Raw genomic sequence first — 26,688 nt, 5'->3', positions numbered from 1 at the left:
ATCGGACTGTATATTTTTAAGGGAGGATCATTTTATTCTATGGCAATTGAAGTGGGCACCAAGTTAGAGGGCAAGGTGACAGGCATAACGCATTTTGGAGCATTTGTGGATCTGTCAGGAGGTGTCACGGGTCTCGTTCACATCTCGGAAATCGCCGACAACTACGTTAAGGATGTCAATGATCATTTGAAGATCAACGATGTCGTTACCGTGAAGGTCATTAATGTCGATAAGGATGGCAAGATCGGTTTATCGATTAAGCAGGCTGTTGACAAGCCGGCTTCTGAAAGTCGTCCACCCCGCGCACCGAGACCGGAACGCAGTGGAGGCGGCGGAGAACGATTCGGAGGTGGCGGTGGAGGAGGATTCAACCGTGAACGCGGTGGACGCCCGTTTAAACCTGCGGCCAACAAGCCTTCATTTGAGGATAAAGTGTCACGCTTCCTGAAAGATAGTGAAGAACGAATTTCTTCGCTTAAGAAGAATACGGAAGGTAAACGCGGTGGACGCGGAGCCAAACGTATGTAATTCGATAAAATATAAACTGACCGCAGAGGGAAATTGCCTTCTGCGGTTTTTTTGTCGTTGCATCCAAGGGTCCGACAGGTTCCTACGCAATTTACGGCCCGCTCACGTGGAATGGATGCGGGGTGTCCGCCTCAATTCGGGAAATGACATGCCGGAAACTCTGAAGCTTGATGGATGTAAACACCGCTGGGCGCGGGGAGTGAGCGTTCTTTTCCCGAACGTTCGCAAGGCACGTTGATTTTGTCGGAAATTTCTTTAGGGCTTGTCCGGTGTTCTGACAAACTTTCCTGAATGGGGGTTTTATAATGGGACCAACAAATTCGTGAAGAGTGGGGTGCCAGCGCAATGAATAAAAGAAATTTGGTGATGTTTCCGGGTACTGAGGCAGTTAAAGGAGGAGCGGGCTCGATACGTGCCCGGGTAACAGAACGTTTAGGCAGGCTGTCATTCCTCCAGCGTCCCATTGACTTTCTGGCGGCTAAGAAGTGGATGATCTTACTGACCTTTATGGGGTTTCTGCTGGGACGAGCTATGATTCTGGGAGAGCTCTCTCCATTTGCAGTAGCTTATTTCGGAGTCATTGCCTTTATGCGCCGCGATGTTCTGCTGCCGGTAGGTATCGCGATCATGGCAGGAAGTTTATTTGCATCTTCACCAGTTGCATGGATGGTGCCATGCGAGATTCTCATCTTTTATTTTATGCTGCGGGGATTAGAGACTTATGACCGCGCAGAATTGTCTTATGCGCCCCTGATGGTGTTTGTCTCCAGCTTCTTTGTGAATTTGTTCAGCGTCCTCATCGGACCGAGTATCACCTGGTATTCCATGATGATGCTTACCTTGAACGCCGTGCTAAGTTTTGTCCTGACGCTGGTCTTTATCCAGGCCATTCCCGTGCTGACACTCCGCAAAAAGAAGTATACGCTCCGTAATGAAGAGATTCTATGTATTATCATCCTGCTGGCATCCGTGATGACAGGCGCGGTAGGCTGGACCGTCCAATCCCTGTCGATCGAGCATATTTTATCCCGGTATCTAATTCTGGTGTTTGCCTTAGTCGGGGGAGCTCCGCTGGGGGCCTCGGTTGGCGTAGTGACAGGACTGATTCTCAGTCTGGCTAATATTTCGGCTTTCTCCCAGATGAGTCTGCTCGCGTTTTCAGGGATGCTCGCCGGTATGCTGAAGGAAGGGAAGAAAGGCGGTGTTTCGCTGGGAATGCTGCTGGGTGCCACGATCCTCTCTATCTATTTCAGTAATCCCGGTCAAGTGATGATCTCCACATGGGAAACTTGCGCCGCTATCGTGCTGTTCCTCATCACACCGAAACATGTGATGCAGGCAGTAGGTAAATATGTGCCGGGCACGCAGGATCATACCCGTTCACAGCATGAATATGCGAAGCGGGTGCGGGATCTTACAGCAGATCGAGTGACTCAGTTCTCACGAGTCTTCCGTCAGCTCTCCCAAAGCTTCGGACAAACGTCAGGGGTCATGCAACCTCCAGGCAAACAGACAGAAGAGATGAATCATTTTATGAATGCCGTGGCGGAAGGAAGCTGTGCTGCATGTTATAAACGCAATCAGTGCTGGGATATGAAGTTCTACCAGACTTATAAATATATGACCGACATGATGACCTCAATCGAAGAGAATCCCGAGATGGATACGGAGGAGCTGCCGCCGGAATGGAGCCGGATTTGCGTCAAGAAGGAAGAGGTGCTTGGCATTTTGAAGCAGCAGTATCATCTCTACCAACATGATATGCAGTGGAAACGGCAAATATACGATAGTCGCCATCTGGTGGCGGAACAATTGTCAGGAGTCTCGCAGGTTATGGAAGACTTGGCCCGGGAAATTAAGCGGGAAAGCCAGACGATGCATATACAGGAGGAACAGATCCGGGAGGCGCTGGAGCAGCTGGGATTATCGATCCAAGGCATCGATATCATCAGTTTGGATTCCGGACAGGTCGAGATTGAGATTGTTCATGCCTACACAAGAGGCTATGACGAATGCAGAAAGATTATCGGTCCACTTCTATCTGACATTCTCGGAGAGCATATTGCTGTAATGGAAGAGACCATCACCCACCCAAGGGACGGACTGGCCACCGTGCGCTTCGGTTCAGCCAAAACATTCGAAGTTATGACGGGGGTCGCTGCCGCGGCTAAAGGCGGAGATATCCTGTCAGGGGACAGTTTTAGTACGGTCGAATTGGGTAACGGGACATTCGCGGTAGCGCTTAGTGATGGCATGGGGAATGGAGAAAGGGCAAGGCTTGAGAGCAGCTCAGCTTTGAATATATTAGAGCAGCTGCTTCAATCGGGCATGGATGAGAAGCTGGCCATTAAATCGGTTAACTCGATTCTGATGCTGCGTTCACCAGATGAAGTTTATGCTACCGTCGACATGGCATTGATTGATCAATATACGGCTCAGACAACCTTTATGAAGATTGGCTCGACACCGAGCTTTATTAAGCGGGGGCAAGAGGTGATTCCGGTATCAGCCAGCAATCTGCCGATTGGCATCATTCAGGATATTGAAGTGGATCTGGTGTCTATACAGCTGCAAGCCGGCGACGTTCTCATTATGATAACAGATGGCATTTATGATGCACCTGGATATGCAGTGAACAAGGAGCTGTGGATGAAGAGAATGATTCAGGAAGTGAACAGTGAGGACCCGCAGGAAATTGCCGATTGTTTGCTAGAGAAGGTTATTCGTTATCAACAGAATCAAATCCATGATGATATGACGGTGGTGGTAGGTCGAGTCGATCATTTCCATCCGCAGTGGTCCAATGTCCATGTTCCTGGCTTTGCCCGTATGGAGCGGCCGCGGACGGTTAGCTGATCCTGACGATGATTATAAGCGATTGCCCGGGAAATGGAGGAACCCGGTGTTCATAAATCTTTTCCGTGCATTCTTCCTATTTATCGTTTGAACTCTCTTGAAGGTGGAAATGATAGAGATAGAAGTCAAATCGATAGGATAGATGAGACGGGAGGCATGAGTAGGATGAAGCAGATTTTGCTCATTACGGATGGATGTTCAAATGTTGGGACAAGCCCGGTGCTGGCTGCTGCGCACGCACTCCAGGAAGGCATTGTAGTTAACGTGGTAGGGGTTCTTGATTATGGGACGATCGGTGAGCTTGGGGGACTGGAGATTAAAGAAATAGCTAAAGCGGGAGGAGGCATCCACCGGATCGTAGGCACACCGCAGCTGGCGCAGACGATACAGATGATGACTCGAAAAACGGTGGTTCAGACGATCCAGCAAGCGGTAAATAAAGAGATACATCAGATTTTAGGGGGAGGGTCGCTGAAGGAGCTTCCGCCGGACAAGCGTTCGCAAGTGGTTGAAGTGGTAGATGAGCTGGCTGAAACGTCGGCGCTTCAAGTTGCCCTGCTTATTGATGCAAGTGCAAGCATGAAGCCCAAGCTGGCTGCCGTTGAGGAAGCGATTCGCGACCTGATGCTGAGTTTGAAAGCGCGCGTAGGCTCAAGCCAACTGTCTGTTTTCCATTTTCCTGGGAAACATAGCGGTGAGGCTGTAGTAAATGATGTGAACTGGACCTCTGATCTTGACGGAGTCCGGAGCATGTTCAGCCGATTGCAGATGAAGGGGGCAACACCGACGGGGCCTGCTTTGTTAAAGGTGATTGAATTTTACCGATATGGTACACTAGAGGGTAATCAATCATGGCGGGATCATTCCGGCCCAGAGGAAGGGATGCTCGGTGACTACGTTGTCTAACCCGGGTTATCCGCCAGGAACCGTAATTACGGGCAAATGGCGGAACAGCCGGTACATCGTGGAACGCATGCTCGGTAAGGGAGCTAACGGCAAGGTGTATCTGGTCCACCGGGCAGGAGTGCGTGAGCGTTATGCTTTAAAGGTAGGACATGACGCTCTGGATCTTCAATCCGAAATTAATGTGCTGAACGCGTTGAAGGAACAGATGCCTGATCCTTATCTTGTGGAGGCGGACGATCATCATGATGGCAGCGGCGAGGTTTCCTTCTATGTTATGCGTTACATTGAGGGAAGTCCGATGCATCGCTTTATTCGAAAGCGCGGCATCGAATGGATCGGGCTGGTAGGTCTGAAGCTGCTGGAAAAGCTGTCGGTGCTGCATGCTTCCGGTTATGCATTCGGAGACCTGAAGCCGGATAACGTGATGGTTTCAGCCTATGGAAGAGTCGAACTAATCGATTACGGAGGGGTCAGCGCCTTCGGTCGCAGCGTGAAGCAGTTTACGGAGTGGTATGATCGGGGATACTGGAATGCCGGAAGCCGAACCGGTGATGCATCCTATGATTTGTTCTCGTTTGCCGTGATGTGTATCGGCCTGCTGGATGAGAAATCGCTAAGGGAGGCATCAAGTCAACTACCACAGACCCGCAGTGTTGCAGATCTGCAGCTGATACTGCGAAGAAACCCCGTGTTTAAACCTTACGCGATATGGTTAAACACAGCATTATCAGGGGAGTTCGCGGATTCACGGGAAGCGTTGAACGAGTGGAGAAGGCGAATATATGAGGGTTCAAGCCGGAGCTTGCACCGTATGCCTGGGCATACACCGCGTTGGCTCAAAAACGCATTTGCTTTGTCATTAGTCATTATGGCTTGTGCCATTTATTTCTTCTTCCGCTCATGATATTGTTACCTTGTCTTGGGGAGTTCATAAAGGGGACCTGGAAGTGAAACAGAATTATTTACGGACATTCGTTAATCAGGTGGAACATACCGCTGCAGAGTTCGAGCTGTGGTCAGAGGGCGATGGCATCGTGGTTGCCGTTTCGGGCGGGCCAGATTCCGTCGCGCTTCTGCATGTGCTGCATGAAATATCTCTGCACCGTACGCCGCTCCGATTAATCTGTGCCCATGTGCATCATGGTTTTCGGTCCGAATCGGATGAAGAAGCAGTGATGGTGCGGGAGCTTGCCGAGCAGCTTTCGCTTCCGATCGAAACAGCGTTCATCGATATTCCTGCCTATATGGAGGAAAGCGGAAAAGGGGGCCAGGAGGCTGCAAGGGAGAAGCGGTATGAATTTTTGCTGCAGACCGCGCAGAAATACGGGGCTCGCTCCGTGGCTCTAGCCCATCATGCGGATGATCAAGCAGAGACCGTTTTGATGCGTTTGCTGCGCGGAAGCGGTTTGTCAGGACTCTCCGGCATGAAGATGAAGCGCTCAGAAAAAAATGTGGAACTTATCCGCCCGTTCCTTCGTATGTACAAAGCGGATATCGTGGAACTGTGCCGCGTATGCGAATTCCCGTATGTCGTGGATAACAGCAATCTGCAGACGAAGTATCGCCGTAATGCGATTCGCCTTGAAGTATTGCCGTTTCTCGAGCGGTACAATGGGCAGTTCTCCTCCTCCCTCAATCACCTGGCCGAAATCGTCCAGCAGGAGGATGATTTTGTGGAGCTTGAAGCTGCGAAGCAATTTCGGAGTATGGTGCAGGAGAACGATGGGAGGCTCGCTTTTGACGCGCCTTCCTTTTTGAGCTTACATGTCGCTTTACAACGGCGTTTGATTAAACTAATATTAAATTACCTGCCCTCAGATCAGGAAAATGCCGATTTTGTCAAGATTGAATCGGTGCGCCAAGGCATTCTTAGCGACCAGCGTAGCAACTGGCGGCGGGATCTGGGTGACGGCATTACCTGTGTTCGCGAGTATGGAGTGATCCAGTTTTGGCCTAAGCCTCCAGAAGAACAGGGACAGTACATATACACGCTTGACTCTCCTGATGTTTCGGAGCAGTATATTAAGGAAATCGGAAAAATGCTGAAACTGTCGTTAAGGGCAGGCAGCCAAAGCCGGGGCGGTTCCGGACCATCAGCCTTTGCAGCGGAATTTGATGCAGATGAGCTGCGGTTTCCTTTAACTGTGCGTAACAGACAGCCGGGAGACAAGATGAAGATCATGGGATTAAACGGAAGCAAAAAGGTGAAAGATATTCTCATTGATGAGAAAATCCCGCCGTCTGTCCGTGCCCGGATTCCTATTCTTTGTGATGGTTCCGGCATCATTGTGTGGATTCCAGGTGTACGACGTTCCGTTCATGCCGCTTGCGGGCGGCACACATCGCGAATTCTCCGAATGGAGTTATCGGATGCTTAAGGCAAGTGTAAAACGAAGAATGGCCCGTTTCACGCTTTCATAGTATAAACGTAGGAGGTCCACTTAAGTTGCAGAATGACATTCAGGAAATACTCATCAGTGAAGAAGAGATTCACGCAAAAATTAAGGAACTCGGTTCCAAACTCAGCGCCGAATATGTGGGACGCAATCCCCTCGTAATTTGCGTTCTTAAAGGTGCGTTTATTTTTATGGCCGACTTGGTTAAATCCATAACAGTACCTCTTGAGTTGGATTTTATGGCAGTATCCAGCTATGGAGCGTCCACCAAATCCTCCGGCGTAGTCAAGATCATTAAGGATCTGGACGCCTCCGTTGAGGGCAGGGATGTTCTCATCGTAGAGGATATTATCGACAGCGGTCTTACGCTGAGCCATTTGATCGAGCTTCTGAAGAGCCGCAAGGCAAAATCGGTGTGCGTTGTTACCCTGTTTGACAAACCGGCACGCCGCACGGTGGATTTGCAGGCTGATTATACCGGATTCGTACTTCCTGACGCTTTTGTTGTCGGATACGGACTTGATTATGCCGAGCATTACCGGAACCTCCCTTACATCGGGATTTTGAAGCCGGAAATCTACAGCAGTTAAACGCTAAAGCGGGCTGCTGCCGCAGCTTGGGGGCCCTTTGTTGAGATGGCCAGACAGGCTGTGGTAAAATATCTTATGTGTCTTGAGAGGAGGTAGGGGATGAGTCGGTTCATCCGGAATTCTGGTTTTTATTTGATTCTATTTTTAGTCGTGGTGGGTATAGTCCAATTCGTCACCAATGGTGGTGAGCAAGCCGAAGCCCCTAGTTATAATGAACTGCGGCAGGAAGTCAAAGTTAACAACATAGAGGAAATGACGGTACAATTTGACGGTTACGCTTATTTGGTGACCGGTAAGTATAGGGAGATTCCCGCAGAGAAGAAATCGGAGAATTTCTCGACCTATATTCCTGCTACTGATGCAGCCATGCAAGAGCTGACGGCTGCCAGTGAAAGCAATGAAGTCAAGCTGAACATAAAGCCTATGGAAGGCCAAAGCATATGGCTGACCTTGCTTTCATCCTTCATTCCGCTCATCATTATGTTTGTTCTGTTCTTCTTCCTGTTCAATCAGGCTCAGGGCGGCGGCGGCAAAGTGATGAACTTTGGCAAGAGCAAAGCCCGCTTATATAATGAAGAGAAGAAGCGGATTACATTCGAGGACGTAGCCGGAGCAGACGAAGAGAAGCAGGAGCTTATTGAGGTTGTTGACTTCTTGAAAGATCCGCGCAAGTTCAATACGGTAGGCGCGCGTATTCCGAAGGGCGTATTGCTAGTCGGTCCTCCGGGAACCGGTAAAACGCTCCTGGCACGTGCTGTTGCAGGCGAAGCGGGAGTTCCGTTCTTCAGTATTTCCGGTTCCGACTTCGTTGAGATGTTTGTCGGTGTCGGTGCTTCTCGCGTACGTGATTTGTTCGAGAACGCGAAGAAGAACGCTCCATGTATTATCTTTATTGATGAGATTGATGCTGTCGGTCGTCAGCGTGGCGCCGGTCTCGGGGGCGGACATGACGAGCGTGAGCAAACACTTAACCAATTGCTGGTTGAGATGGACGGTTTCGGAGCGAACGAAGGTATTATCATCGTTGCCGCCACGAACCGACCTGATATTTTGGATCCGGCGCTTCTTCGTCCGGGACGTTTTGACCGTCAGATTACCGTGGATCGCCCAGATGTGAAGGGACGTGAAGCTGTACTGAAGGTTCATGCGCGCAACAAACCATTGACGAAGGATGTTAAACTCGACATCATCGCCAAGCGTACAACCGGTTTTACGGGTGCCGATTTGGAGAACCTCTTGAACGAGGCAGCTTTGCTGGCGGCCCGTCGTAACCGTAAAGATATTTCCATGAAAGAAGTGGATGAGGCGATCGACCGCGTTATCGTCGGTACAGAGAAGCGCAGCCGCGTAATCAGTGACCGCGAGAAACGGATCGTCGCTTATCATGAAGCAGGACACACCATTGTAGGTTACTTCCTTGAGCATGCGGATACGGTGCATAAGGTAACGATTATTCCTCGTGGCCGTGCCGGTGGATATGTCATTATGATGCCGAAGGAAGATCGGATGCTCGTGACGAAGCAGGAACTGCTCGATCGCGTAACCGGTTTGCTTGGCGGGCGTGTTGCTGAAGAGCTGTTCATTGGTGAAATCGGAACCGGAGCTTACAGTGACTTCCAGCAAGCAACAGGCATTATCCGCAGCATGGTTGTGGAATACGGTATGAGTGAGAAGCTTGGACCGATGCAGTTTGGTACATCCCAAGGACAAGTGTTCCTGGGACGCGATATTGGACATGAGCAGAACTACAGTGATCAAATCGCTTATGAGATCGATCAGGAAATGCAGCGTTTCATTAATGCTTGCTATGAGAAATGTAAAGACATCCTGACCAAGCATTCCAAAGAGGTTCATCTGATTGCCAATACGCTTCTCGAGATGGAAACACTGGAGCTTGAGCAAATCAAGAATCTCATTGAGACTGGATCAGCAGAAGGCAACGGCAGCAGTGGTGAAGGTGAAGGCGAAGGTTCTTCCGAGAATGGTGAGCCAATCATCGACAACATTGGTGATGTAAAAGTTCGTATCCAAGGGAAAGAAGACGGCAGACAGCCGGCTCCGACGGATGAAATTCCGAACAACCCGATGGGTCCGAATGATCCCGAGCCAGAGAGCAAGGATTCCGAACGCAAGGATCCTCCAGGCGGATCAGACGGCGGTAACAGTAGCTTAACCTGATAATCGCCGATAAAACATCGAATACCGAATGAAATCAAAGAACCGGAGAACGATAATTCGTTTTCCGGTTCTTTTTGTGCTTTCCGTCACATTGACAGGGGGCAGAATGAACGTGTACATTAGTTGTTAAATAAGGATGCGCTTCCTTTCACAAAGATGGAAGCCGTTCTAAAAGTCATATCATCTTCAAGCGGCTAACTGCCAGATTACAACATCATATGGTCATCTATTGGCATATAGGCAGGCTGCATCATCGTATAAACATCCATTGGCCTACAGCCGGGCTATATCATCATATGGTCATGTCATTTTATTGGCTAGCCGGACTACATAAAGGGAGAGGGTCTGTCATGGAAGCTTTGGCACTGGAGCGTAAGGCAGAGCAGAACCGCGAACTGCGAGAGCGGTTAATGGAATTGAAGAAGGAACGTAATGCTATCATTTTGGCTCATTATTATCAACGAGATGAAATACAGGAGGTCGCGGATTTTCGGGGTGATTCCTTCTTGCTCGCACAGAAGGCAGCACAAACCGACGCTGAGGTCATCGTATTTTGCGGCGTTCATTTCATGGGAGAGAGCGCGAAAATCCTGGCACCGAACAAGACGGTTCTGATTCCGGATGAGCGGGCTGGCTGCCCTATGGCCGATATGGTGAACGTCGACGGACTGCGGAAGTTGAAAGCGAAGCATCCAAATGCGAAAGTGGTCACGTATATCAATTCATCCGCTGAGATCAAAGCCGAAACAGATATCTGCTGTACTTCTTCCAATGCGGTGAAAGTGATTCAATCTGTGGATTCGGACGAAATTATATGGGTTCCCGACAAAAACCTTGGTCATTATGTTCAGCAGCATACTGACAAGAAGCTGATTATCTGGGAAGGGTACTGCAATACGCATGATATGCTGACGGTTAAGGATGTTGTGGAGATGAAGGCCAAATATCCGCACGCAGAATTTGTAGTGCATCCCGAATGTCGACCGGAAGTCGTCGAGATGGGTGATTTCGTAGGCAGCACAACCGCTATTCTGGAATATTGCAAAAATTCAACGACTAAGGAATTTATCGTAGGCACGGAGGACGGCACCGGCTATCAGCTTCGCTTGGACAGTCCGGATAAATCGTTCCATTTCGCTACTAAATTCCTGGTATGTCCGAATATGAAAGTAAATAATCTCAAAAAGCTGGTGAAGGCGCTGGAAACGATGAAGCCGCAAATTTATGTGCCGCCTGTCGTTGCAGAGAAGGCCAGAATTTCATTAGAGCGCATGTTACAGGTTAAGTAGCATGCGCTACTCTTTCGTGAAAAGACAGGTGAGGCATCGTGATACCGCAGTATCTCATTGATTTCGATTTAAACGATCTGCCGGTTGTCCAGACTGATGTCATCGTGATCGGTTCGGGCATAGCAGGTTTGTATACGGCAATCATGGCAAGTGCGACTCAGAATGTGCTGCTGATTACGAAGAAATCGCTCCTTGACAGCAATACGCGTTATGCTCAAGGCGGGATTGCAGCTGTCACAGCTGAGGATGACTCCCCGGCTTACCACCGCCAGGATACCCTGCTGGCGGGGGCGGGCCTATGCTCATCCGCTGCGGTCGATGTGCTTGTTAACGAGGGTCCGCTCGGGGTACAGGAGCTGATACGTTTAGGAACGATGTTCGATGTGGAGAATGGCGAGCTCGCGTTGACTAAAGAAGGCGCGCACAGCCACCGGCGCATTCTCCATGCCAACGGAGATGCGACCGGGTATGAAATTGTGCGCGCCCTTTCCAATCAAGTTGAAATGCTTCACAATATAGAGGTATGGGATGATCATTTTGTTATTGATTTGATTACCGAGCAAGGAGAATGCCATGGGGCCATTGTCCAAATGCCGGATGGTCAGCGGGTGTTTGCACGCGGCCTGGCGACGGTCATGTGTGCTGGCGGAGCAGGACAATTGTACCGGTATACGACGAATCCGGAGGTTGCGACTGCGGACGGCGTCGCGATGGCTTATCGGGCAGGCGCAGAAATTCGAGACATGGAATTTATTCAATTTCATCCGACGGCGCTGAGTTATCCCGGCGCGCCCCGTTTCCTGATATCAGAGGCTGTTCGCGGTGAAGGCGCTGTTCTCCGCAATATTAAGGGAGAACGGTTTATGCCAAAATATCATGAACTGCTGGAATTAGCACCGCGTGATATCGTAGCCCGGGCCATTGTCAGTGAGATGGAAGTAACGGGATCAACCTTTGTTTATCTCGATGTCACCCATGAGCCGCCGGAGCTGGTCAAGCATCGTTTCCCAACGATTTATGAAACATGCATGCAGTATGGACTTGATTTGACTTCAGATTGGATTCCCGTATCTCCCGCTGCACATTATATGATGGGCGGCATTAAAACCAATCTTTACGGTGAAAGCAGCGTAAAGCGATTATTTGCTTGTGGAGAGGTTTCGTCCACGGGTGTGCACGGGGCCAACCGGTTGGCAAGCAATTCGTTGTCAGAAGCGATCGTTTACGGCAGCCGTATTGTCGATCGGATTAATAAACTGCCGAAGCTATCCGAGAACTCTATTCAAGTGTCATTCGATGCTGGGCGAAGAGAAACTCCATCGCAAGCGATGGTGGAGAAACGTTTAAAGCTACAAAAAGTAATGGTACGGTATGCAGGCCTAAGGCGAAATCGGGACACCCTATTAAGAGCAGAAGAAGAGCTTGCGCGTCAGCTGCCTTTATTCCAAACGGTACTCACCAAGCGTGAGGAATACGAGTTTGCCAACATGCTTACTGCTTCCCTGCTCGTGGTTCAGGGAGCACTGAGCCGTGAAGAAAGCAGGGGAGCCCACTATCGTGAGGATTTTTCGGAACGAGATGATCGTATATGGCAGAAGCATATTGTACATACTCGGGATCAAAGAATGATGGAGGAAAGATGCGATGATGTTTAATGGATACAATGACGGCCTTCTTCAAAGCATACGCGCCTGGCTTCAAGAGGATGTTGGATCCGGCGATGTGACAACGCTAACCACCATTAAGCCGGGCCATGAATCCAAGGCGATCATCCATGCCAAGGAGGAAGGGATCATTGCGGGTATGCCGGTGGCAGAGCTGGTATTCCAAACAGTGGATCCATCGCTGATATTTACGGCCTTCGTTCAGGATGGGGAAGCCGTGAAGAAGGGAACGATTCTGGCTGAGGTTGAGGGAAGCACCCACCATATTTTAACGGGTGAGCGGCTCGCTCTGAATCTGCTTCAGCGCCTGTCAGGCATCGCGACGAGAACGCGCTCTTTTGTAAATATGCTGGAGGGATTGCCGACGAGGCTGGTAGATACCCGCAAGACGACACCGGGACACCGGATGCTTGAGAAATATGCCGTTCGGGTTGGCGGCGGTGCGAATCACCGCTTCGGTCTGTATGATGCCGTCATGATCAAGGATAATCACATTAAAGGTGCAGGGGGCATCATGCAAGCGGTTAGCAGTGCAAGAGCCCAGATTCCGCATACCATGACGATCGAAGTTGAAACGGAGAGCTTGGATCAGGTGGAGGAGGCTTTGGCTGCAGGCGCCGATATCATTATGCTGGATAATATGAGTCATGACCTGATGGCGGAGTCTGTTCGAAGAATCAAGGCGAAGGCTCCTCATGTTCGAGTCGAAGCTTCGGGGAATGTGACATTGGAAACCGTGCGCGGAATAGCCGAGACCGGAGTGGATGTCATATCGGTTGGACGTCTGACTTATTCATTTCATAGTCTTGATATCAGTTTGGATCTGAATGCGAGGAAAGGAGGGGCAGAGAATTGATTCTCGTAGTGGATGTAGGGAATACCAATATTGTGCTGGGCGTGTATCAGGGCAAGAAGCTGCTGCATGATTTTCGGATCAGTACTTCACGTCAGTCTACCGTAGACGAATACGGTGTGTTGATTCACAATTTGTTTCAGATGTCCAATATATTGGTAAGCCAAATAGAAGGAGTCATAGTCTCTTCTGTAGTTCCTCCGCTTGTACGAGTGATAGAGGAAATGTGCAATAAATATATAGGTAAGGCGCCTCTGATTGTGGGACCTGGGATCAAAACTGGTCTGAATTTGCGGTATGAGAATCCGCGCGAGGTGGGGGCTGACCGGATTGTGAATGCAGTAGCAGCCGTCGAGCAGTACGGGGGGCCGCTGATTGTGGTGGATTTCGGTACGGCGACGACGTTTGATTGCATTGATGCAGCAGGCAACTACTTAGGCGGCGTGATTGTGCCGGGCATTGGCATTGCTACAGAGGCCCTTGTACAGCGGGCTTCCAAGCTTCCTCGGGTAGAGCTCGAAAAGCCGAAGAAAGTGATTGGACGCAATACTGTTCATGCCATGCAGGCTGGGATCGTGTTCGGGTATGCGGGACAGGTCGATGGCTTAGTCAAGCGTATAAAAGCCGAGATGGGAACGGACAATGTTAAGGTTATCGCAACGGGAGGAATGGCTGAGCTGATTGCCAGCGAAACCGAGTCCATTGAGGAGATTTCTCCCCTTCTGACATTGGAAGGCTTGCGTATAATTTATGAGCGTAACTAAAACCGATAACAAACCGTTATAAATATTACAACTAGAAAGACAAGGAGGCCTTTAGATGGGTAATCAAAAAGACCGTATGCTGCGGGGAACCGCGTTAAACGGAAAGGTGCGGGCATTTGCCGTTCGGACAACCGCTCTGGTCGAAGAGCTTCGCCAAAGACATGATACGTTCCCTGTAGTCACAGCGGCTCTAGGGCGAACCGTGTCTGCCGCAGCGATGATGGGAGCCATGCTGAAGGGAGACGAGCGTCTTAGCATCCAGGTGCGCGGCGATGGACCGATCGGTCTGATTGCAGCCGAGAGCAATGCCAAGGGCGAGGTTCGGGGTTATGTCAAAAATCCGCATGTGGAAATGACGAACATTCGCCCAGGTAAAATGGATGTGGCTGCGGCTGTAGGAACTACCGGCCAGATTGATGTCATCAAGGATCTTGGGCTGAAAGAGCCTTACCGTGGCAGTGTACCGATCATTTCGGGTGAGCTGGCCGAGGATTTCACGTATTATTTTGCTGTCTCCGAACAGACAAACTCAGCAGTAAGCCTGGGAGTGCTCGTATCGCCCGACTATTCGGTAGCGAATGCCGGCGGCTTTATTATTCAGCTGCTGCCTGGTGTTACGGACGAGGAAATTACGGATATTGAGCTCGCGCTTAGCAAAATCCCCCCGATTACAGAGATGCTGGAAGAAGGATTGGAGCTTGAAGACATTCTGAAGCGGGTGCTTCCGGATGTGACGATCATGGAAGAATCGGAAGTGTATTTCAGCTGTGACTGCTCCCATGAGCGAGTGGAACGTGCCTTGATCAGCTTGGGACAGGATGAGCTTCAGCAGATGATTGAAGAGGATGGACAGGCAGAGGTTTCATGCCATTTTTGCAATGAGAGGTATCTTTTCGATGAAGAACAGCTAAAATCCGTGCTAGAGCGCGCCAAATCTTAACGTTGGGATGAGCGACCGTGATGACGAGACAAGAGAAGGGATTGCGGGCGACCGTCATTGTCTTGGCAGCATGCGTATTATGTATGGGCGGCTGGATTATATTTTCTGAAGGGGGACTTCAAGAGCCTTCCCCTCCCTTGCAAGATGGCACCCAGACAGTCGCATCCATCCAGGACAGGGCGATCACCGAAGATGAGTGGGTTGATGAGCTTAAGAAGCGCTATGGCAACGAAATGCTGATGACGATGTTGAATCGGCAGGCAGTGGCGCTCGAGGCCAGAGCGAAGGATATCGATATTACGATGAGTGAAGTCGATGAGGAGCTCGAAGTCATGAGCCGCAGCTATGGTTCCAAGGAACGCTTCTTATCAGAGATGGAAGACCAGCTTGGCATTACGGAGAGTGAACTCAAGACAGAGACGATATATCGGCTGTTGCTGGAGAAGATTGCAACCTCCGACGTACACATTGAAGAACAACAGATTGATGCTTATCTAGAACAATACCCTGATCAATTCCGCCCCAAAAGACAGCTGAATCTGTCCATGATTGAGGTTGCATCTGAATCCGAGGCGAATCAAGTCATGGATCGGCTGGAGAATGGGGAGAATTTCGCCGATCTCGCGACCGAAGTATCCATAGATGAATATACTCGTGAAGATGGCGGGAAGATCGGCCTAATAGAAGAGGATGACCCATTTGTGCCGCCCGCGGTGCTTGATGCAGCCTTAACGCTTGAACCGGGAGATATAGCAGGGCCTATTTCGCTCACAGACGCCTATGCCATTGTCTATGTGCAGGATATTATCGAGCCCCAAGCTCTTAGTGAGGAAGGCATCCGTGAAGGGGTTCGCAGGCAATTGGCTTTAGAGCAGTCCGTGTCCTTGTCGGAGCTGGAGCGCCAGCTCCGTGAAAAATACGCGGCACGCATAATAGACCATAAGGAAGGCTTACTGCGGCAGAGTAACATCTCGCTGCAGGAGCCTTTTTTGTTGGAAGGGTATCTTGCGTATTCCGGTACCAAAGTCACAGGAAAATTCAACTAGAAATGTAGATTTTCGAGTTATGGGATATTGACAATGGTCCAGAACGTTTGTTAAGATGAAGTTACAAAAACCTACCTATTTACTCGGATATTAAGGAAGCCAAGTTCATCAAGTGTTTAGACTGAATCTGGCTTTATATTATCAATCATCCAGATATACGAACATTCGATCAATCGATAACAGAATGAATAACAACATGTGTATGAGCTAACATATCTAACTTTTATATTTATGAGGAGGGCTTCTTTATGGCAAAGGTCGTAAATAATGTGACAGAACTTATAGGTGGTACTCCACTCGTCCGCTTGAACCGGATCGTTCCTGAGGATAGCGCAGAGATCTATCTGAAATTGGAATATCAGAACCCGGGTGCAAGCGTTAAAGATCGGATCGCGATCAGCATTGTGGAAGAAGCAGAGAAGGATGGACGTTTGAAGCCCGGCGGCACCATCGTTGAAGCAACAAGTGGAAATACGGGTATTGGACTGGCTATGGTCGCAGCTGCCAAAGGCTATAAAGCGGTTATCGTTATGCCTGAAACGATGAGCTTGGAGCGGCGCAACCTGCTGCGGGCTTACGGCGCTGAACTTGTGCTGACACCAGGATCGGAAGGAATGAATGGTGCGGTTAAGAAGGCAGAAGAGATTGTTAATGAAAACTCCGGATTCTTCATGGCCGAGCAGTTCAAGAACCAGGCCAACGTGAAGATTCACCGCGAAACGACAGGTCCGGAAATTGTTGAAGCTATCGAATCGATTGGCGGTTCCCTGGATGCGTTCGTGGCCGGGATCGGAACGGGCGGTACGATTACAGGTGCCGGAGAAGTGTTGAAAGAGCAATACCCGGACATTAAGATTATCGCAGTTGAGCCTGCTGCATCACCAATTCTGGCCGGTGGCAAACCGGGTCCACACAAAATTCAGGGTATTGGTGCCAACTTTATTCCCGAAATTTTGAACCAAGAAGTTTATAATGAAATCGTTCATGTAGAGAATGATGATGCCTTTGAAACATCCCGCCGCGTAGCGAAGGAAGAAGGCGTTCTTGGCGGCATCTCCTCTGGTGCGGCTGTATATGCTGCATTGAAGGTTGCCAAAGAGCTGGGCAAAGGCAAGCGTGTAGTAGCTATAATTCCAAGTAACGGGGAACGTTACCTCAGTACTCCGCTCTATAACTTCGAATAAGTTATTTCGGTCATATGCTGTGCGTGTTTTTCTTCCATTGGATGAGTAACTAAGCCTCAAGGAAGATGCCCTCAATGTGTTGTTATCGCATTGAGGGCTTTTTGCGTATATTTTCTGAAGAAAACGCTTAAATAGTAGTCCCAGGTCAGATGCTGAAAATTATTGTTGAACGAGCTTCTATTTAGGGTTTTCAAGAGAGACGGATTACAGTATACTGACAGGCAACAGTAAGGCTTTTGAAGACTAAGAGGAGGAACGGCATGGAGAGAAGAGTGGAGCTGGCCCAGTGGCAGGCTTGGGCTAAGGAGGGCTGGTCCGTCGTTCCCTATCTAGTTCAATATAAAGGAGCAACACGAGGATTACCCCTGTCATGGAGGCGTGCATGGAAAGCGGCATCGCCTTATGCCTTTGTGCTGGAGAGCGGCAAAGGCGGACGCTATACGTATCTGGGATTACAACCTGTGTCCATATTGCAGGGAAAGGGAGAACATGGCGAGGTTATCGAGGTGTCTGGCGGACTGCGAACGGAGGTCACGGGAGAGCCGCTGCATCTATTAGAGCAATGGATGAAGCACTGGAAGGCTCCTCGTGTACCGGGCTGGCCGGACTTTCGCGGGGGATGCGCCGGTTTCCTGAGTTATGACGTGATCCGCTCGATTGAACGGCTCCCCGTTATAGCTAAGGATGACCCGGGATTTCTAGATTATCTGTGGATGCGTATGGAAGAGATTTGGATTTATGATCATACGGATGATAGTGTATACTGCTCGGTTCATGTCCCTCTACCTTGGGCATCGGTATTTGGTTCGGGGGGAGATAAGGCGACCGATACTTCAGCGGAGACTTCGAACACGTCGGTGCTTACAGAAGACCAAGAGAGGTTGTTAACTCGTTTATATGAGGACGCCTGTAAGAGAGCTGAATCGATGATGACCCAGTGGAACCACCTGTTCGGAACACCCGGCGTGCAAGACTCGGCAGCCAGAGAAGAGCGTGTATGGCAGGAACGCTGGAAGAAGGCGCAGGAGCTGTCAGGTCCTAATGTAGAAGGATGGGACCGCCTCAAAGCTGATTTTTCACAGGAAGCGTTCGAGCAGGCGGTGCTGTCGATTCAAGAATATATTCGGCAAGGCGACGTATTTCAGGTCAATCTGTCGTTAAGACGGCATCTGCGGCTGCATGCGGACCCAGCCGATATATATGAGTGGATGCGTATTCTGAATCCGTCCCCGTATATGGGATATTTGTCCTCACCAGGCTTCAGCTTAGCCAGCGGATCGCCGGAGCTCTTGGTCAAGCTGGATGGCGATGTCGTGTCTGCCCGGCCGATTGCCGGAACCCGGCGCCGGGGTAGCAATACGATAGAGGATGAGGCGATGGAAGCAGAACTGCTAGGCAGTGAGAAAGAGCGGGCCGAGCATATTATGCTGGTTGATCTGGAGCGTAATGACATTGGCCGCATTGCCGCATACGGAACCGTGCATGTTCCCGAACTGATGACCGTCGAGAGATACTCTCACGTGATGCATCTGGTGTCCCAAGTGGAAGGGCGGATTGCAGAAGGCAATAATGCATATGACGTTATTGCAGCAGCCTTCCCTGGCGGCACCATTACGGGCGCACCCAAAATCCGGACCATGGAAATCATCGAGGAACTGGAACCTGTAACGCGGGGACCTTACACGGGATCCATGGGCTGGATCGGTTATAATGGTGATATGGAGCTTAATATCATTATTCGTACCCTGGCAGTGAAGGACGGTATTGGCTATATCCAGTCAGGTGCGGGGATTGTCATTGATTCCGATCCGTATCGGGAATATAGGGAGTGCCATAACAAGGCTAAGGCTTTAATCGCAGCACTTATGTGCAGTGAAGAGGAAGCAGCGGTGGCTGCTAATATAGGGGGGAAATAACATGATACTTGTTATCGATAATTATGATTCGTTTACGTATAACCTGGTTCAATATTTGGGAGAGCTCGGCGAGGAAGTCAAGGTGTACCGCAACGATGAAATTGATATCGCTGGTATCGAGGCGCTGGCCCCGGACCATATCCTGATATCGCCGGGTCCATGCACGCCGGATGATGCAGGCATCACGCTGGATGTCATTTCGCATTTCAAAGGTATCATTCCCATCTTCGGTGTCTGTCTTGGCCATCAGGCCATCGGGCAAGCTTTTGGCGGCCAAGTGGTTCGTGCAGAGCGTCTTATGCACGGGAAAACATCGGCCATCCAGCATATGGGCAGCTCGGTGTTTGAAGACCTGCCGAATCCGTTCACTGCAACGCGCTATCACTCGCTGATCGTGGAGAAGGAAACCCTGCCGGACGAGCTGGAGATCACAGCTTGGACAGCTGAGGGAGAAATCATGGGTCTGCGGCACAAAGAGTATGCCGTAGAAGGAGTACAGTTCCACCCCGAATCCATCATTACAGACCATGGCCATCAGATGCTGCGCAACTTCCTGAAGCGCACGGCTGGCGCCAAGGCATGAGATATATTGGCATGAACGGCAGCATTGTTGAAGCTGCCGACGCCTTCATACCTGTTATGGATCACGGTCTTCTGTACGGCATGGGATTATTCGAAACTTTCCGGACGTATCAGGGGAAACCGTATTTAATAGAACGACATTTACATCGCCTGATGGATAACTGCGGGATACTCGGAATTCCCTACCATGCTGATCCCTTAAGGATATCCCGCTGGATATCGGAGCTAATGGAGGCCAATGGCCTCCAGGATGCCTATATCAGATATACCGTCACGGCTGGAGAAGGGATCCTCGGCTTGCCAGCAGGTGATTATGCTAAGCCTTCGGAAATTCTATTTGCGAAAGAGCTGCCCGCTGCAAATCCAGCGCTTTACGGGAATGGCAGGGCCCTGCGGCGGCTGTCCCTTCCGAGGAACACGCCGGAATCGCCGGTCCGTATGAAATCTCTGCATTATATGAACAATATATTAGCAAAGCGTGAATTGTCCGGGTATGCCAGCCGATCGGACGAGCCGGAAGAGGGGCTGATGCTAACGGCTGCTGGGGAAGTGGCTGAGGGCATCGTAAGCAATGTCTTTTTTGTCAAAGCGGGCCGCTTATTTACACCAGAATTAGGCATCGGTATTTTGCCGGGCATTACCCGGTCGGTGGTGCTGGAATTAGCTATGGATCTTGGTATAGAAGCCGAGGAAGGTCGTTATAGCTGGGATGTATTAACCGAAGCGGATGAAATATTCACAACGGGCTCGGTGCAAGAAATTGTTCCGATTACGACGTTGATTGGAACAGAAGGTCAGACGTTAAGAATTGGACAAGGGATCGCTGGTCCCTTAACGCGGTTATTGCTGAGTGCGTATAGAAGGAAAGCAGGGTTAGGTCATGAAAACAACGATTTATGAAGGTGAATATCGTTTGAGCAAGGATGCAGAGCTGAAGCTGGGCCAATCTACGCTTATCATGGGCATATTGAATGTGACACCGGACTCTTTTTCCGATGGAGGCCGTTATAACGATATCGAACGCGCTGTGGAGCATGCGCTTCATCTCATCGAAGAGGGTGCTGATATCATCGATATCGGTGGGGAATCCACGCGGCCAGGGCATGAACCGGTTGGGGCTCAAGAGGAACTTGCCCGGGTCATTCCGGTGATTGAAGCGATTCACCAGCGTGCGCCTCATATTCCGCTGTCCATTGACACGTATAAAGCGGAAGTAGCGCGTCAAGCAATTGGAGCAGGGGCCCATATCATTAATGATATCTGGAGGTTAACGGGTGATCCGGATATGCCTAAGACAGCTGCGGAGCTGGGGTGTCCCGTTATTTTGATGCACAATCGCCATGATCGGAACTATACCAATCTCATGGAGGATATAAAGCGCGACTTGATGGAGAGCGTAGAGATTGCGCGGACTGCAGGCGTTCAGAATCACCATATTTGGCTTGATCCGGGTATCGGGTTTGCCAAGGATTATGACGAGAATATGAAAGTGATGGCCTCCCTCGATCAGCTTGTAGGGCTTGGATTCCCGGTACTGCTGGCTACTTCCCGCAAAAGGTTCATCCAGACCGCGCTTGGCGCTCCCGCCCAAGATGTGCTGGAAGGAACAGCGGCCACGGTGGCTTACGGTATTGCCCAAGGCTGCCAGATCGTTCGTGTCCATGACGTAAAGCATATGAAACGGACTGCACAGATGTGCGATGCGATGACTTACGCTTCAACAGAGCTTGAGCGGGTATCTATTTTTCGTAAATAAGGGATAGAAGGGCGGAGAAACGTAATGGATAAAATGATACTGAGCCGCATGGAATATTACGGCTATCATGGCGTCTTTGAAGAAGAGCGTAAGCTGGGTCAACGATTCTATGTGGATCTCGAACTGGAGATGGATTTGAGCAAAGCCGCGAAGACAGACGACCTGACATTAACGGTAAATTATGCCGAAATTCACGAGCTATTGCTGGATATTATGCGAACAGAGTCGTTTCGCCTGATTGAAGCGTTAGCGGAACATATTGCATCCAAGGTATTGGACACTTATACTATTATCGATGCTTTAACGGTCCGATTAACGAAGCCGCACCCGCCTTTTGACATTCATTTTGAAGGTGTAACCATCGAGCTGCACCGGACCAGGAAGTGAGACGAACATGAATTCACATGCTACCTCTGAGTGCTCAGAGGCTTATATTGCTTTAGGGGCTAATTTGGGAGACCGGGAGGTTAACCTGATGGAGGCTCTGGAACGGTTGGATGAAGTGCCCGGCATTAGGGTAGAGCGCGTATCCAACTTGTATGAGACGGATCCTGTCGGTTATGTTGATCAACCGATGTTTCTTAATATGGCCGCAGCCTTATCGACTTCGCTAAGTCCTCATGAGCTGCTTGCTGAAATGCAGCGCATTGAGAAGGAGCTTGGACGGGTCCGTCATATTCATTGGGGACCAAGAACCGTGGACCTCGATCTGCTATGGATGGAAGGACGTCGTTTGGATACGCCGGATCTCATTCTTCCTCATCCCCGCATGCAGGAGCGGGCTTTTGTTCTCAGACCGCTTGCCGATATCGTATTTGAGTCTGAGCCTTCGGGTCTATACCATGTGGTGAAGACAGCACTTGAGAACCTGGAAGGAAAGGAAGGAATACAGCTTTGGAAAACAAGCAACTGGCGCAGCGTATCCGCGCTTTCCGAAAGTTAAAAGGATTGACCCAACAAGAGCTGGCTGAACGCACGGGCATTTCATTGGCCGTGCTAGGTGCCGTTGAACGCGGAAATCGGCGTCCTGAGGAGCAGGTATTGATCCGGATCGCAGACGTGCTGGGCATTGCATTGCAGGAGCTTAAGGATCGGAGCTAGATCTTCTGCCTAGGGAGACTAGTGCAGCCAATATTTTTATCCGTATTAAATTCTGCCATTAACTTAGGGAAGATGCTTCAGGATACGACCTTCAAGAAGTATGTAATATGGGCGAACTGAACGTCTATTCAATGGATGGGTAAGTGGTTTAGTTTGAAATTTAGGGATCCTTGCACGATATACGGGATCTTTCGACTATAAATATTTCATTATAAGGGAGTGATACATGAAGTGGATATATTGAAAATCGGCAACATTGAGATGAAGAACCAGGTGGTTCTGGCGCCTATGGCTGGTGTATGCAACCCGGCGTTCCGATTGATCGCGAAGGAGTTCGGTACCGGATTGGTCTGCGCTGAAATGGTCAGCGGCAAGGCGATTGTTCACGGGAACAAGCGCACGCAGGAGATGCTGTTTGTCGACGAGCGGGAGAAGCCGCTAAGCCTGCAAATTTTTGGCGGCGATCGTGCATCCCTGGTGGAAGCGGCCAAAGTCGTCGATCAGCAGACCAATGCCGATATTATCGACATTAACATGGGCTGCCCTGCACCTAAGGTGACAAAGATGGATGCCGGTGCCCGCTGGCTTCTGGATTCGAATAAAATCTATGAAATGGTTGCAGCGGTTGTGGATGCCGTAGACAAGCCGGTAACAGTCAAGATGCGTACAGGCTGGGATAGTGATCACATTTATGCTGTCGAAAATGCGATGGCTGTCGAACGCGCAGGCGGCCAGGCCGTCAGTGTTCACGGACGCACACGCGAGCAGCTGTATACCGGATACGCGGATTGGGACATCATTCGCCAAGTGAAGGAAGCGGTCTCGATTCCGGTTATCGGAAACGGGGACGTGGTGACGCCTGAGGATGCGCGCAGGATGCTCGATACAACAGGGTGTGATGGAGTTATGATCGGCCGCGGGGCCTTGGGGAATCCTTGGATGCTGTATCGTACCGTGGAATATCTTAAGACGGGTCAGCTGCTGTCAGATCCGGCTCCCCAGGAGAAAATCCGAATTGCCATCCTGCATATGGACCGCTTGATTGCATTGCGCGGCGAAGCTGTAGCCGTACGGGAAATGCGAAAGCATTTAGCCTGGTATTTGAAAGGACTGAAAGGCTCTGCCCGCATCAAGGATATCATTATGGAAGAAACAAAACGCGATGAATTGGTGAGCCTTCTGAATAACTTCGTTAACAATCTGGAAACCCCAGAAGAATCGGCTAATAGTGTATATCCTCAAACCGCTGCAGCAATAGGATAACACCGGGCGCAGGCTGTTAATGGGTGCGTGTATGCGACATCCGTTACAGCCTTTACGCGCATTGACTTTTTGAAATGGTTCCCATATAATCTTTCAGTATAAATTCAAGAAATGAAGCAGGCATCAGAGGGAGTTCTGATCCCTAAGAATTTGCATATAGTATGTTGATACCATGGATTAAATTATTTACATGACAGGAGAATCGGTTAATGAGCGATAAAGAGGTCATTCTTACACAGGACGGTCTGAAGAAACTGGAGGACGAACTTGAGAACCTGAAGTCTGTGAAACGCCGTGAAGTGGCGGAGCGGATTAAAGTTGCCATTGGTTATGGTGATATTAGCGAGAACTCCGAATATGAAGACGCCAAGAACGAGCAAGCCTTTATCGAAGGCCGGATTATTACGCTGGAGAAAATGCTCCGCAATGCGCGTATTATCAATAACGATGATATCAATACTGATGTGGTCGGTGTCGGCAACACGGTGATCGTAGAGGATTTGGAATTCGGCGACACGATGGAATATACTATTGTAGGTACAGCTGAATCGGATCCGCTCAACAACAAAATCTCGAACGAGAGCCCTGTTGGTAAAGCGATCATTGGCAAGCAAAAAGGATCGGTTGTAGATGTTAACGTTCCTGCGGGCGTTATTCAATATAAAATTGTAGATATTAAGAAGTAAGTCGGAATGTGGTACAAAAAGCTTCCTTCGGGGGGCTTTTTTAAATAGGCAAGGCAGGGTTAGGGCTTAATGGGTTAGGATATGTCAGATGTGATGGCTGTCCTGCTGTTAAGTCCTAGCCGCCTGTGTACAAGTGATCCTAGAGTCGACCTATGTAGCTGGTGATGGCTTCGGCGCTGTTCATGGGGATGAGGATGGAAGCGAAATGAAGGAGATGATTGACGATGACGGAAGAAATGAACAATCAGGAACAAGAACAGGAGTTAAGTGAGCTTTTGCAAATCCGCCGCAATAAACTGGACGAGCTTCGCAAGCTGGGTATCGATCCGTTTGGCGGAAAATATGAAAGAGAAGACCATGCAGGTAAAATTCTGGAGCAATATGATGGGCTGTCCAAGGAAGAGCTCGAAGAGAAACAGGTGGAAGTTAACCTGGCTGGCCGAATCATGGCTAAACGTGGCATGGGTAAGGCTTCTTTTGCTCATATTCAGGATCTTAGCGGCCGAATCCAGATTTATGTTCGTCAGGATTCTATTGCAGAAGCGCAGTATGAAGCATTCAGCATTCTCGATCTGGGGGATATCATCGGGATTAAAGGGGTCTTATTCAAGACCAAAACCGGTGAAACAACCGTAAAAGTGAAGGAGCTGGAAGTTCTTTCGAAGTCGCTGTATCCGCTCCCTGAGAAATTCCATGGGTTGAAGGATGTGGAACTCCGTTATCGTCAGCGTTATGTCGATCTGATTATCAATCCCGATGTTCAGAAGACTTTCATCACCCGTTCGCGTATTATCCAGTCCATGCGCCGTTACTTGGATTCCCATGGCTACCTTGAAGTAGAGACGCCGACCTTGCATTCGATTGCAGGAGGTGCAGCAGCCCGTCCGTTCATTACGCATCATAATGCGCTTGATATGGAGCTGTACATGCGGATCGCAATTGAGCTTCATCTGAAGCGCCTGATCGTAGGCGGTTTGGAGAAGGTGTATGAGATTGGCCGCGTATACCGGAATGAAGGGATCTCGACCCGTCATAATCCGGAGTTTACGATGATTGAGTTATATGAAGCCTATGCTGACTATAAAGATATTATGGCACTGACGGAAAATATGATTTCTCATATTGCCCAAGAGGTGCTGGGAACGCAAGTGATTTCCTATCAAGGACATGAAGTGGATCTGACGCCGCAATGGCGCCGTGTATCCATGGTTGATGCTGTAAAAGAAGTGGTTGGTGTTGACTTTGGTGTAGAAATGTCCAACGAAGAAGCGCATCGCCTTGCAAAAGAACACAAAGTTCCGGTGGAGCCGCACATGACTTTCGGCCACATCCTCAACGCGTTCTTCGAGCAATTTGTTGAAGAGACACTGATCCAGCCTACCTTCGTAACGGGTCATCCGGTGGAGATTTCTCCACTTGCTAAGAAGAACGATATGGATCCGCGGTTTACGGATCGTTTCGAGCTGTTCATTGTAGCGCGTGAGCATGCGAACGCATTCTCGGAGCTTAATGATCCGATCGATCAGCGCCAGCGCTTTGAAGCACAGATGAAGGAGAAAGAGCAAGGTAATGACGAAGCACATGAAATGGATGAGGATTTCCTGCGTGCGCTTGAATATGGTATGCCGCCAACAGGTGGACTCGGAATCGGTATTGATCGTTTGATCATGCTGCTTACCAACGCTCCGTCGATCCGCGACGTTCTACTGTTCCCTCATATGCGGAATAAGGAATAGAATATGCTTAAGCTTTAAATTGTTGGAGAGGCAGCCGGATATAGATTTCTATAGAAGGCTGCCTTTTTTGTTTCTTTGTTAGACTTGGATTCTTGTAGTAGACTTGTATGGAAGCCTTACTACAAGACAGACGAAACACAGGGATATTAGGTATTCTAAAACGACTCAATAACTGTATTATTTTGCTAACTAATTAATTTTCAAAAATGGGTTGCATAATATCAAATGCCATGGTATATTATATTTCCGGCCAAGAAATGCGGTCGAAACAAACGCTTGAAACTACAAGCCGAAATGAATTTGAAAAATAAATTCAAAAAAAGCTTGCAATGATCGAGCGGATGTGATAAGATATAAGAGTTGCTAACGAGATAAACTGTTGGCGACAAACGAAGAAGTTGATCTTTGAAAACTGAACAACGAGTGAGTAAAACGGACCGCTTAGGCGGGACGT

The 26,688-nt window shown here is 49.5% G+C and carries 24 protein-coding genes; all 24 read left to right on the top strand.

Annotated elements, in window-relative coordinates; translation table 11 throughout:
• Positions 1-39 precede the first annotated feature (39 nt).
• The 24 genes from AM231_RS24475 (at position 40) to lysS (ending at position 26,234) form a co-directional block, all read left to right on the top strand.
• The gene (locus AM231_RS24475; protein WP_053490698.1) at positions 40-528 is read left to right on the top strand and encodes a S1 domain-containing RNA-binding protein; all 489 of its coding nucleotides are present in this window, start codon (positions 40-42) and stop codon (positions 526-528) included.
• Between the two features lie 345 nt (positions 529-873).
• Positions 874-3,384: a stage II sporulation protein E gene (spoIIE, locus tag AM231_RS24470; protein WP_053490697.1), complete on the top strand. Its 2,511-nt coding sequence runs from the start codon at positions 874-876 to the stop codon at positions 3,382-3,384.
• Between the two features lie 165 nt (positions 3,385-3,549).
• Positions 3,550-4,290 carry a vWA domain-containing protein gene (locus tag AM231_RS24465; protein ID WP_054404993.1) on the top strand — a complete coding sequence of 247 codons (741 nt, stop codon included), beginning with the start codon at positions 3,550-3,552 and terminating at the stop codon, positions 4,288-4,290.
• Complete coding sequence (locus AM231_RS24460; RefSeq protein WP_053490695.1) at positions 4,274-5,194, top strand: serine/threonine protein kinase; 921 nt, start codon at positions 4,274-4,276, stop codon at positions 5,192-5,194. Before AM231_RS24465 ends, AM231_RS24460 begins: the two co-directional genes overlap by 17 nt.
• 43 nt (positions 5,195-5,237) lie before the next feature.
• On the top strand, positions 5,238-6,668 hold the full coding sequence (tilS, locus tag AM231_RS24455; protein WP_054404991.1) for a tRNA lysidine(34) synthetase TilS: 1,431 nt from the start codon (positions 5,238-5,240) through the stop codon (positions 6,666-6,668).
• A gap of 68 nt (positions 6,669-6,736) precedes the next feature.
• Positions 6,737-7,276, top strand: a complete 540-nt coding sequence (hpt, locus tag AM231_RS24450) for a hypoxanthine phosphoribosyltransferase (protein WP_053490692.1) — start codon at positions 6,737-6,739, stop codon at positions 7,274-7,276.
• Between the two features lie 99 nt (positions 7,277-7,375).
• Positions 7,376-9,454 (top strand): ATP-dependent zinc metalloprotease FtsH, encoded by a 2,079-nt coding sequence (gene ftsH, locus AM231_RS24445; RefSeq protein ID WP_054404989.1) that lies wholly within the window; start codon positions 7,376-7,378, stop codon positions 9,452-9,454.
• A gap of 350 nt (positions 9,455-9,804) precedes the next feature.
• Positions 9,805-10,743 carry a quinolinate synthase NadA gene (nadA, locus tag AM231_RS24440; RefSeq protein ID WP_054404987.1) on the top strand — a complete coding sequence of 313 codons (939 nt, stop codon included), beginning with the start codon at positions 9,805-9,807 and terminating at the stop codon, positions 10,741-10,743.
• 38 nt (positions 10,744-10,781) lie between these two features.
• Complete coding sequence (gene nadB / locus AM231_RS24435; RefSeq protein WP_054404985.1) at positions 10,782-12,398, top strand: L-aspartate oxidase; 1,617 nt, start codon at positions 10,782-10,784, stop codon at positions 12,396-12,398.
• A complete protein-coding gene (nadC, locus tag AM231_RS24430; RefSeq protein ID WP_053490688.1) occupies positions 12,388-13,263 on the top strand; it encodes a carboxylating nicotinate-nucleotide diphosphorylase in 876 nt (291 codons plus the stop codon). The genes nadB and nadC overlap by 11 nt, the downstream gene beginning before the upstream one ends.
• Positions 13,260-14,024: a type III pantothenate kinase gene (locus AM231_RS24425; protein WP_053490687.1), complete on the top strand. Its 765-nt coding sequence runs from the start codon at positions 13,260-13,262 to the stop codon at positions 14,022-14,024. Before nadC ends, AM231_RS24425 begins: the two co-directional genes overlap by 4 nt.
• Before the next feature lie 55 nt (positions 14,025-14,079).
• Complete coding sequence (gene hslO, locus AM231_RS24420) at positions 14,080-14,964, top strand: Hsp33 family molecular chaperone HslO (RefSeq protein ID WP_053490686.1); 885 nt, start codon at positions 14,080-14,082, stop codon at positions 14,962-14,964.
• Positions 14,965-14,984: 20 nt separating this feature from the next.
• Positions 14,985-16,010, top strand: a complete 1,026-nt coding sequence (locus tag AM231_RS24415; RefSeq protein WP_082341796.1) for a peptidyl-prolyl cis-trans isomerase — start codon at positions 14,985-14,987, stop codon at positions 16,008-16,010.
• A gap of 248 nt (positions 16,011-16,258) precedes the next feature.
• The gene (gene cysK, locus AM231_RS24410; protein WP_053490685.1) at positions 16,259-17,194 is read left to right on the top strand and encodes a cysteine synthase A; all 936 of its coding nucleotides are present in this window, start codon (positions 16,259-16,261) and stop codon (positions 17,192-17,194) included.
• Positions 17,195-17,454: 260 nt separating this feature from the next.
• Positions 17,455-19,110 (top strand): anthranilate synthase component I family protein, encoded by a 1,656-nt coding sequence (locus AM231_RS24405; protein WP_054404983.1) that lies wholly within the window; start codon positions 17,455-17,457, stop codon positions 19,108-19,110.
• A gap of 1 nt (position 19,111) precedes the next feature.
• Positions 19,112-19,693: an aminodeoxychorismate/anthranilate synthase component II gene (gene pabA / locus AM231_RS24400; RefSeq protein ID WP_054404982.1), complete on the top strand. Its 582-nt coding sequence runs from the start codon at positions 19,112-19,114 to the stop codon at positions 19,691-19,693.
• The gene (locus AM231_RS24395) at positions 19,690-20,592 is read left to right on the top strand and encodes an aminotransferase class IV (RefSeq protein WP_054404980.1); all 903 of its coding nucleotides are present in this window, start codon (positions 19,690-19,692) and stop codon (positions 20,590-20,592) included. Before pabA ends, AM231_RS24395 begins: the two co-directional genes overlap by 4 nt.
• A complete protein-coding gene (folP, locus tag AM231_RS24390; protein ID WP_054404978.1) occupies positions 20,573-21,448 on the top strand; it encodes a dihydropteroate synthase in 876 nt (291 codons plus the stop codon). The genes AM231_RS24395 and folP overlap by 20 nt, the downstream gene beginning before the upstream one ends.
• A 24-nt stretch (positions 21,449-21,472) precedes the next feature.
• Positions 21,473-21,835, top strand: a complete 363-nt coding sequence (gene folB, locus AM231_RS24385) for a dihydroneopterin aldolase (protein ID WP_054404975.1) — start codon at positions 21,473-21,475, stop codon at positions 21,833-21,835.
• Positions 21,836-21,842: 7 nt separating this feature from the next.
• On the top strand, positions 21,843-22,391 hold the full coding sequence (folK, locus tag AM231_RS24380) for a 2-amino-4-hydroxy-6-hydroxymethyldihydropteridine diphosphokinase (RefSeq protein ID WP_054404973.1): 549 nt from the start codon (positions 21,843-21,845) through the stop codon (positions 22,389-22,391).
• A complete protein-coding gene (locus tag AM231_RS24375) occupies positions 22,343-22,549 on the top strand; it encodes a helix-turn-helix domain-containing protein (protein WP_053490679.1) in 207 nt (68 codons plus the stop codon). The genes folK and AM231_RS24375 overlap by 49 nt, the downstream gene beginning before the upstream one ends.
• A gap of 237 nt (positions 22,550-22,786) precedes the next feature.
• The gene (gene dusB / locus AM231_RS24370; protein WP_054405502.1) at positions 22,787-23,812 is read left to right on the top strand and encodes a tRNA dihydrouridine synthase DusB; all 1,026 of its coding nucleotides are present in this window, start codon (positions 22,787-22,789) and stop codon (positions 23,810-23,812) included.
• Between the two features lie 209 nt (positions 23,813-24,021).
• Positions 24,022-24,498, top strand: a complete 477-nt coding sequence (gene greA / locus AM231_RS24365) for a transcription elongation factor GreA (RefSeq protein WP_009591919.1) — start codon at positions 24,022-24,024, stop codon at positions 24,496-24,498.
• Positions 24,499-24,722: 224 nt separating this feature from the next.
• Positions 24,723-26,234, top strand: a complete 1,512-nt coding sequence (gene lysS / locus AM231_RS24360) for a lysine--tRNA ligase (protein WP_054404971.1) — start codon at positions 24,723-24,725, stop codon at positions 26,232-26,234.
• The last annotated feature ends 454 nt before the right edge of the window (positions 26,235-26,688 follow it).

The sequence above is a fragment of the Paenibacillus solani genome, from assembly GCF_001277345.1.
GTDB lineage: Bacteria > Bacillota > Bacilli > Paenibacillales > Paenibacillaceae > Paenibacillus_AQ > Paenibacillus_AQ solani.
This window is presented reverse-complemented; position numbering and strand designations above follow the sequence as displayed.

Excerpts from the sequence above, each read along its gene's own strand:
- AM231_RS24475 (WP_053490698.1), top strand. The coding sequence starts at position 40 with ATGGCAATTGAAGTGGGCACCAAGTTAGAGGGCAAGGTGACAGGCATA.
- spoIIE (WP_053490697.1), top strand. The coding sequence starts at position 874 with ATGAATAAAAGAAATTTGGTGATGTTTCCGGGTACTGAGGCAGTTAAA.
- AM231_RS24465 (WP_054404993.1), top strand. The coding sequence starts at position 3,550 with ATGAAGCAGATTTTGCTCATTACGGATGGATGTTCAAATGTTGGGACA.
- ftsH (WP_054404989.1), top strand. The coding sequence starts at position 7,376 with ATGAGTCGGTTCATCCGGAATTCTGGTTTTTATTTGATTCTATTTTTA.
- nadA (WP_054404987.1), top strand. The coding sequence starts at position 9,805 with ATGGAAGCTTTGGCACTGGAGCGTAAGGCAGAGCAGAACCGCGAACTG.
- nadC (WP_053490688.1), top strand. The coding sequence starts at position 12,388 with ATGATGTTTAATGGATACAATGACGGCCTTCTTCAAAGCATACGCGCC.
- hslO (WP_053490686.1), top strand. The coding sequence starts at position 14,080 with ATGGGTAATCAAAAAGACCGTATGCTGCGGGGAACCGCGTTAAACGGA.
- AM231_RS24415 (WP_082341796.1), top strand. The coding sequence starts at position 14,985 with ATGACGAGACAAGAGAAGGGATTGCGGGCGACCGTCATTGTCTTGGCA.
- cysK (WP_053490685.1), top strand. The coding sequence starts at position 16,259 with ATGGCAAAGGTCGTAAATAATGTGACAGAACTTATAGGTGGTACTCCA.
- AM231_RS24405 (WP_054404983.1), top strand. The coding sequence starts at position 17,455 with ATGGAGAGAAGAGTGGAGCTGGCCCAGTGGCAGGCTTGGGCTAAGGAG.
- pabA (WP_054404982.1), top strand. The coding sequence starts at position 19,112 with ATGATACTTGTTATCGATAATTATGATTCGTTTACGTATAACCTGGTT.
- AM231_RS24395 (WP_054404980.1), top strand. The coding sequence starts at position 19,690 with ATGAGATATATTGGCATGAACGGCAGCATTGTTGAAGCTGCCGACGCC.
- folP (WP_054404978.1), top strand. The coding sequence starts at position 20,573 with ATGAAAACAACGATTTATGAAGGTGAATATCGTTTGAGCAAGGATGCA.
- folB (WP_054404975.1), top strand. The coding sequence starts at position 21,473 with ATGGATAAAATGATACTGAGCCGCATGGAATATTACGGCTATCATGGC.
- folK (WP_054404973.1), top strand. The coding sequence starts at position 21,843 with ATGAATTCACATGCTACCTCTGAGTGCTCAGAGGCTTATATTGCTTTA.
- greA (WP_009591919.1), top strand. The coding sequence starts at position 24,022 with ATGAGCGATAAAGAGGTCATTCTTACACAGGACGGTCTGAAGAAACTG.
- lysS (WP_054404971.1), top strand. The coding sequence starts at position 24,723 with ATGACGGAAGAAATGAACAATCAGGAACAAGAACAGGAGTTAAGTGAG.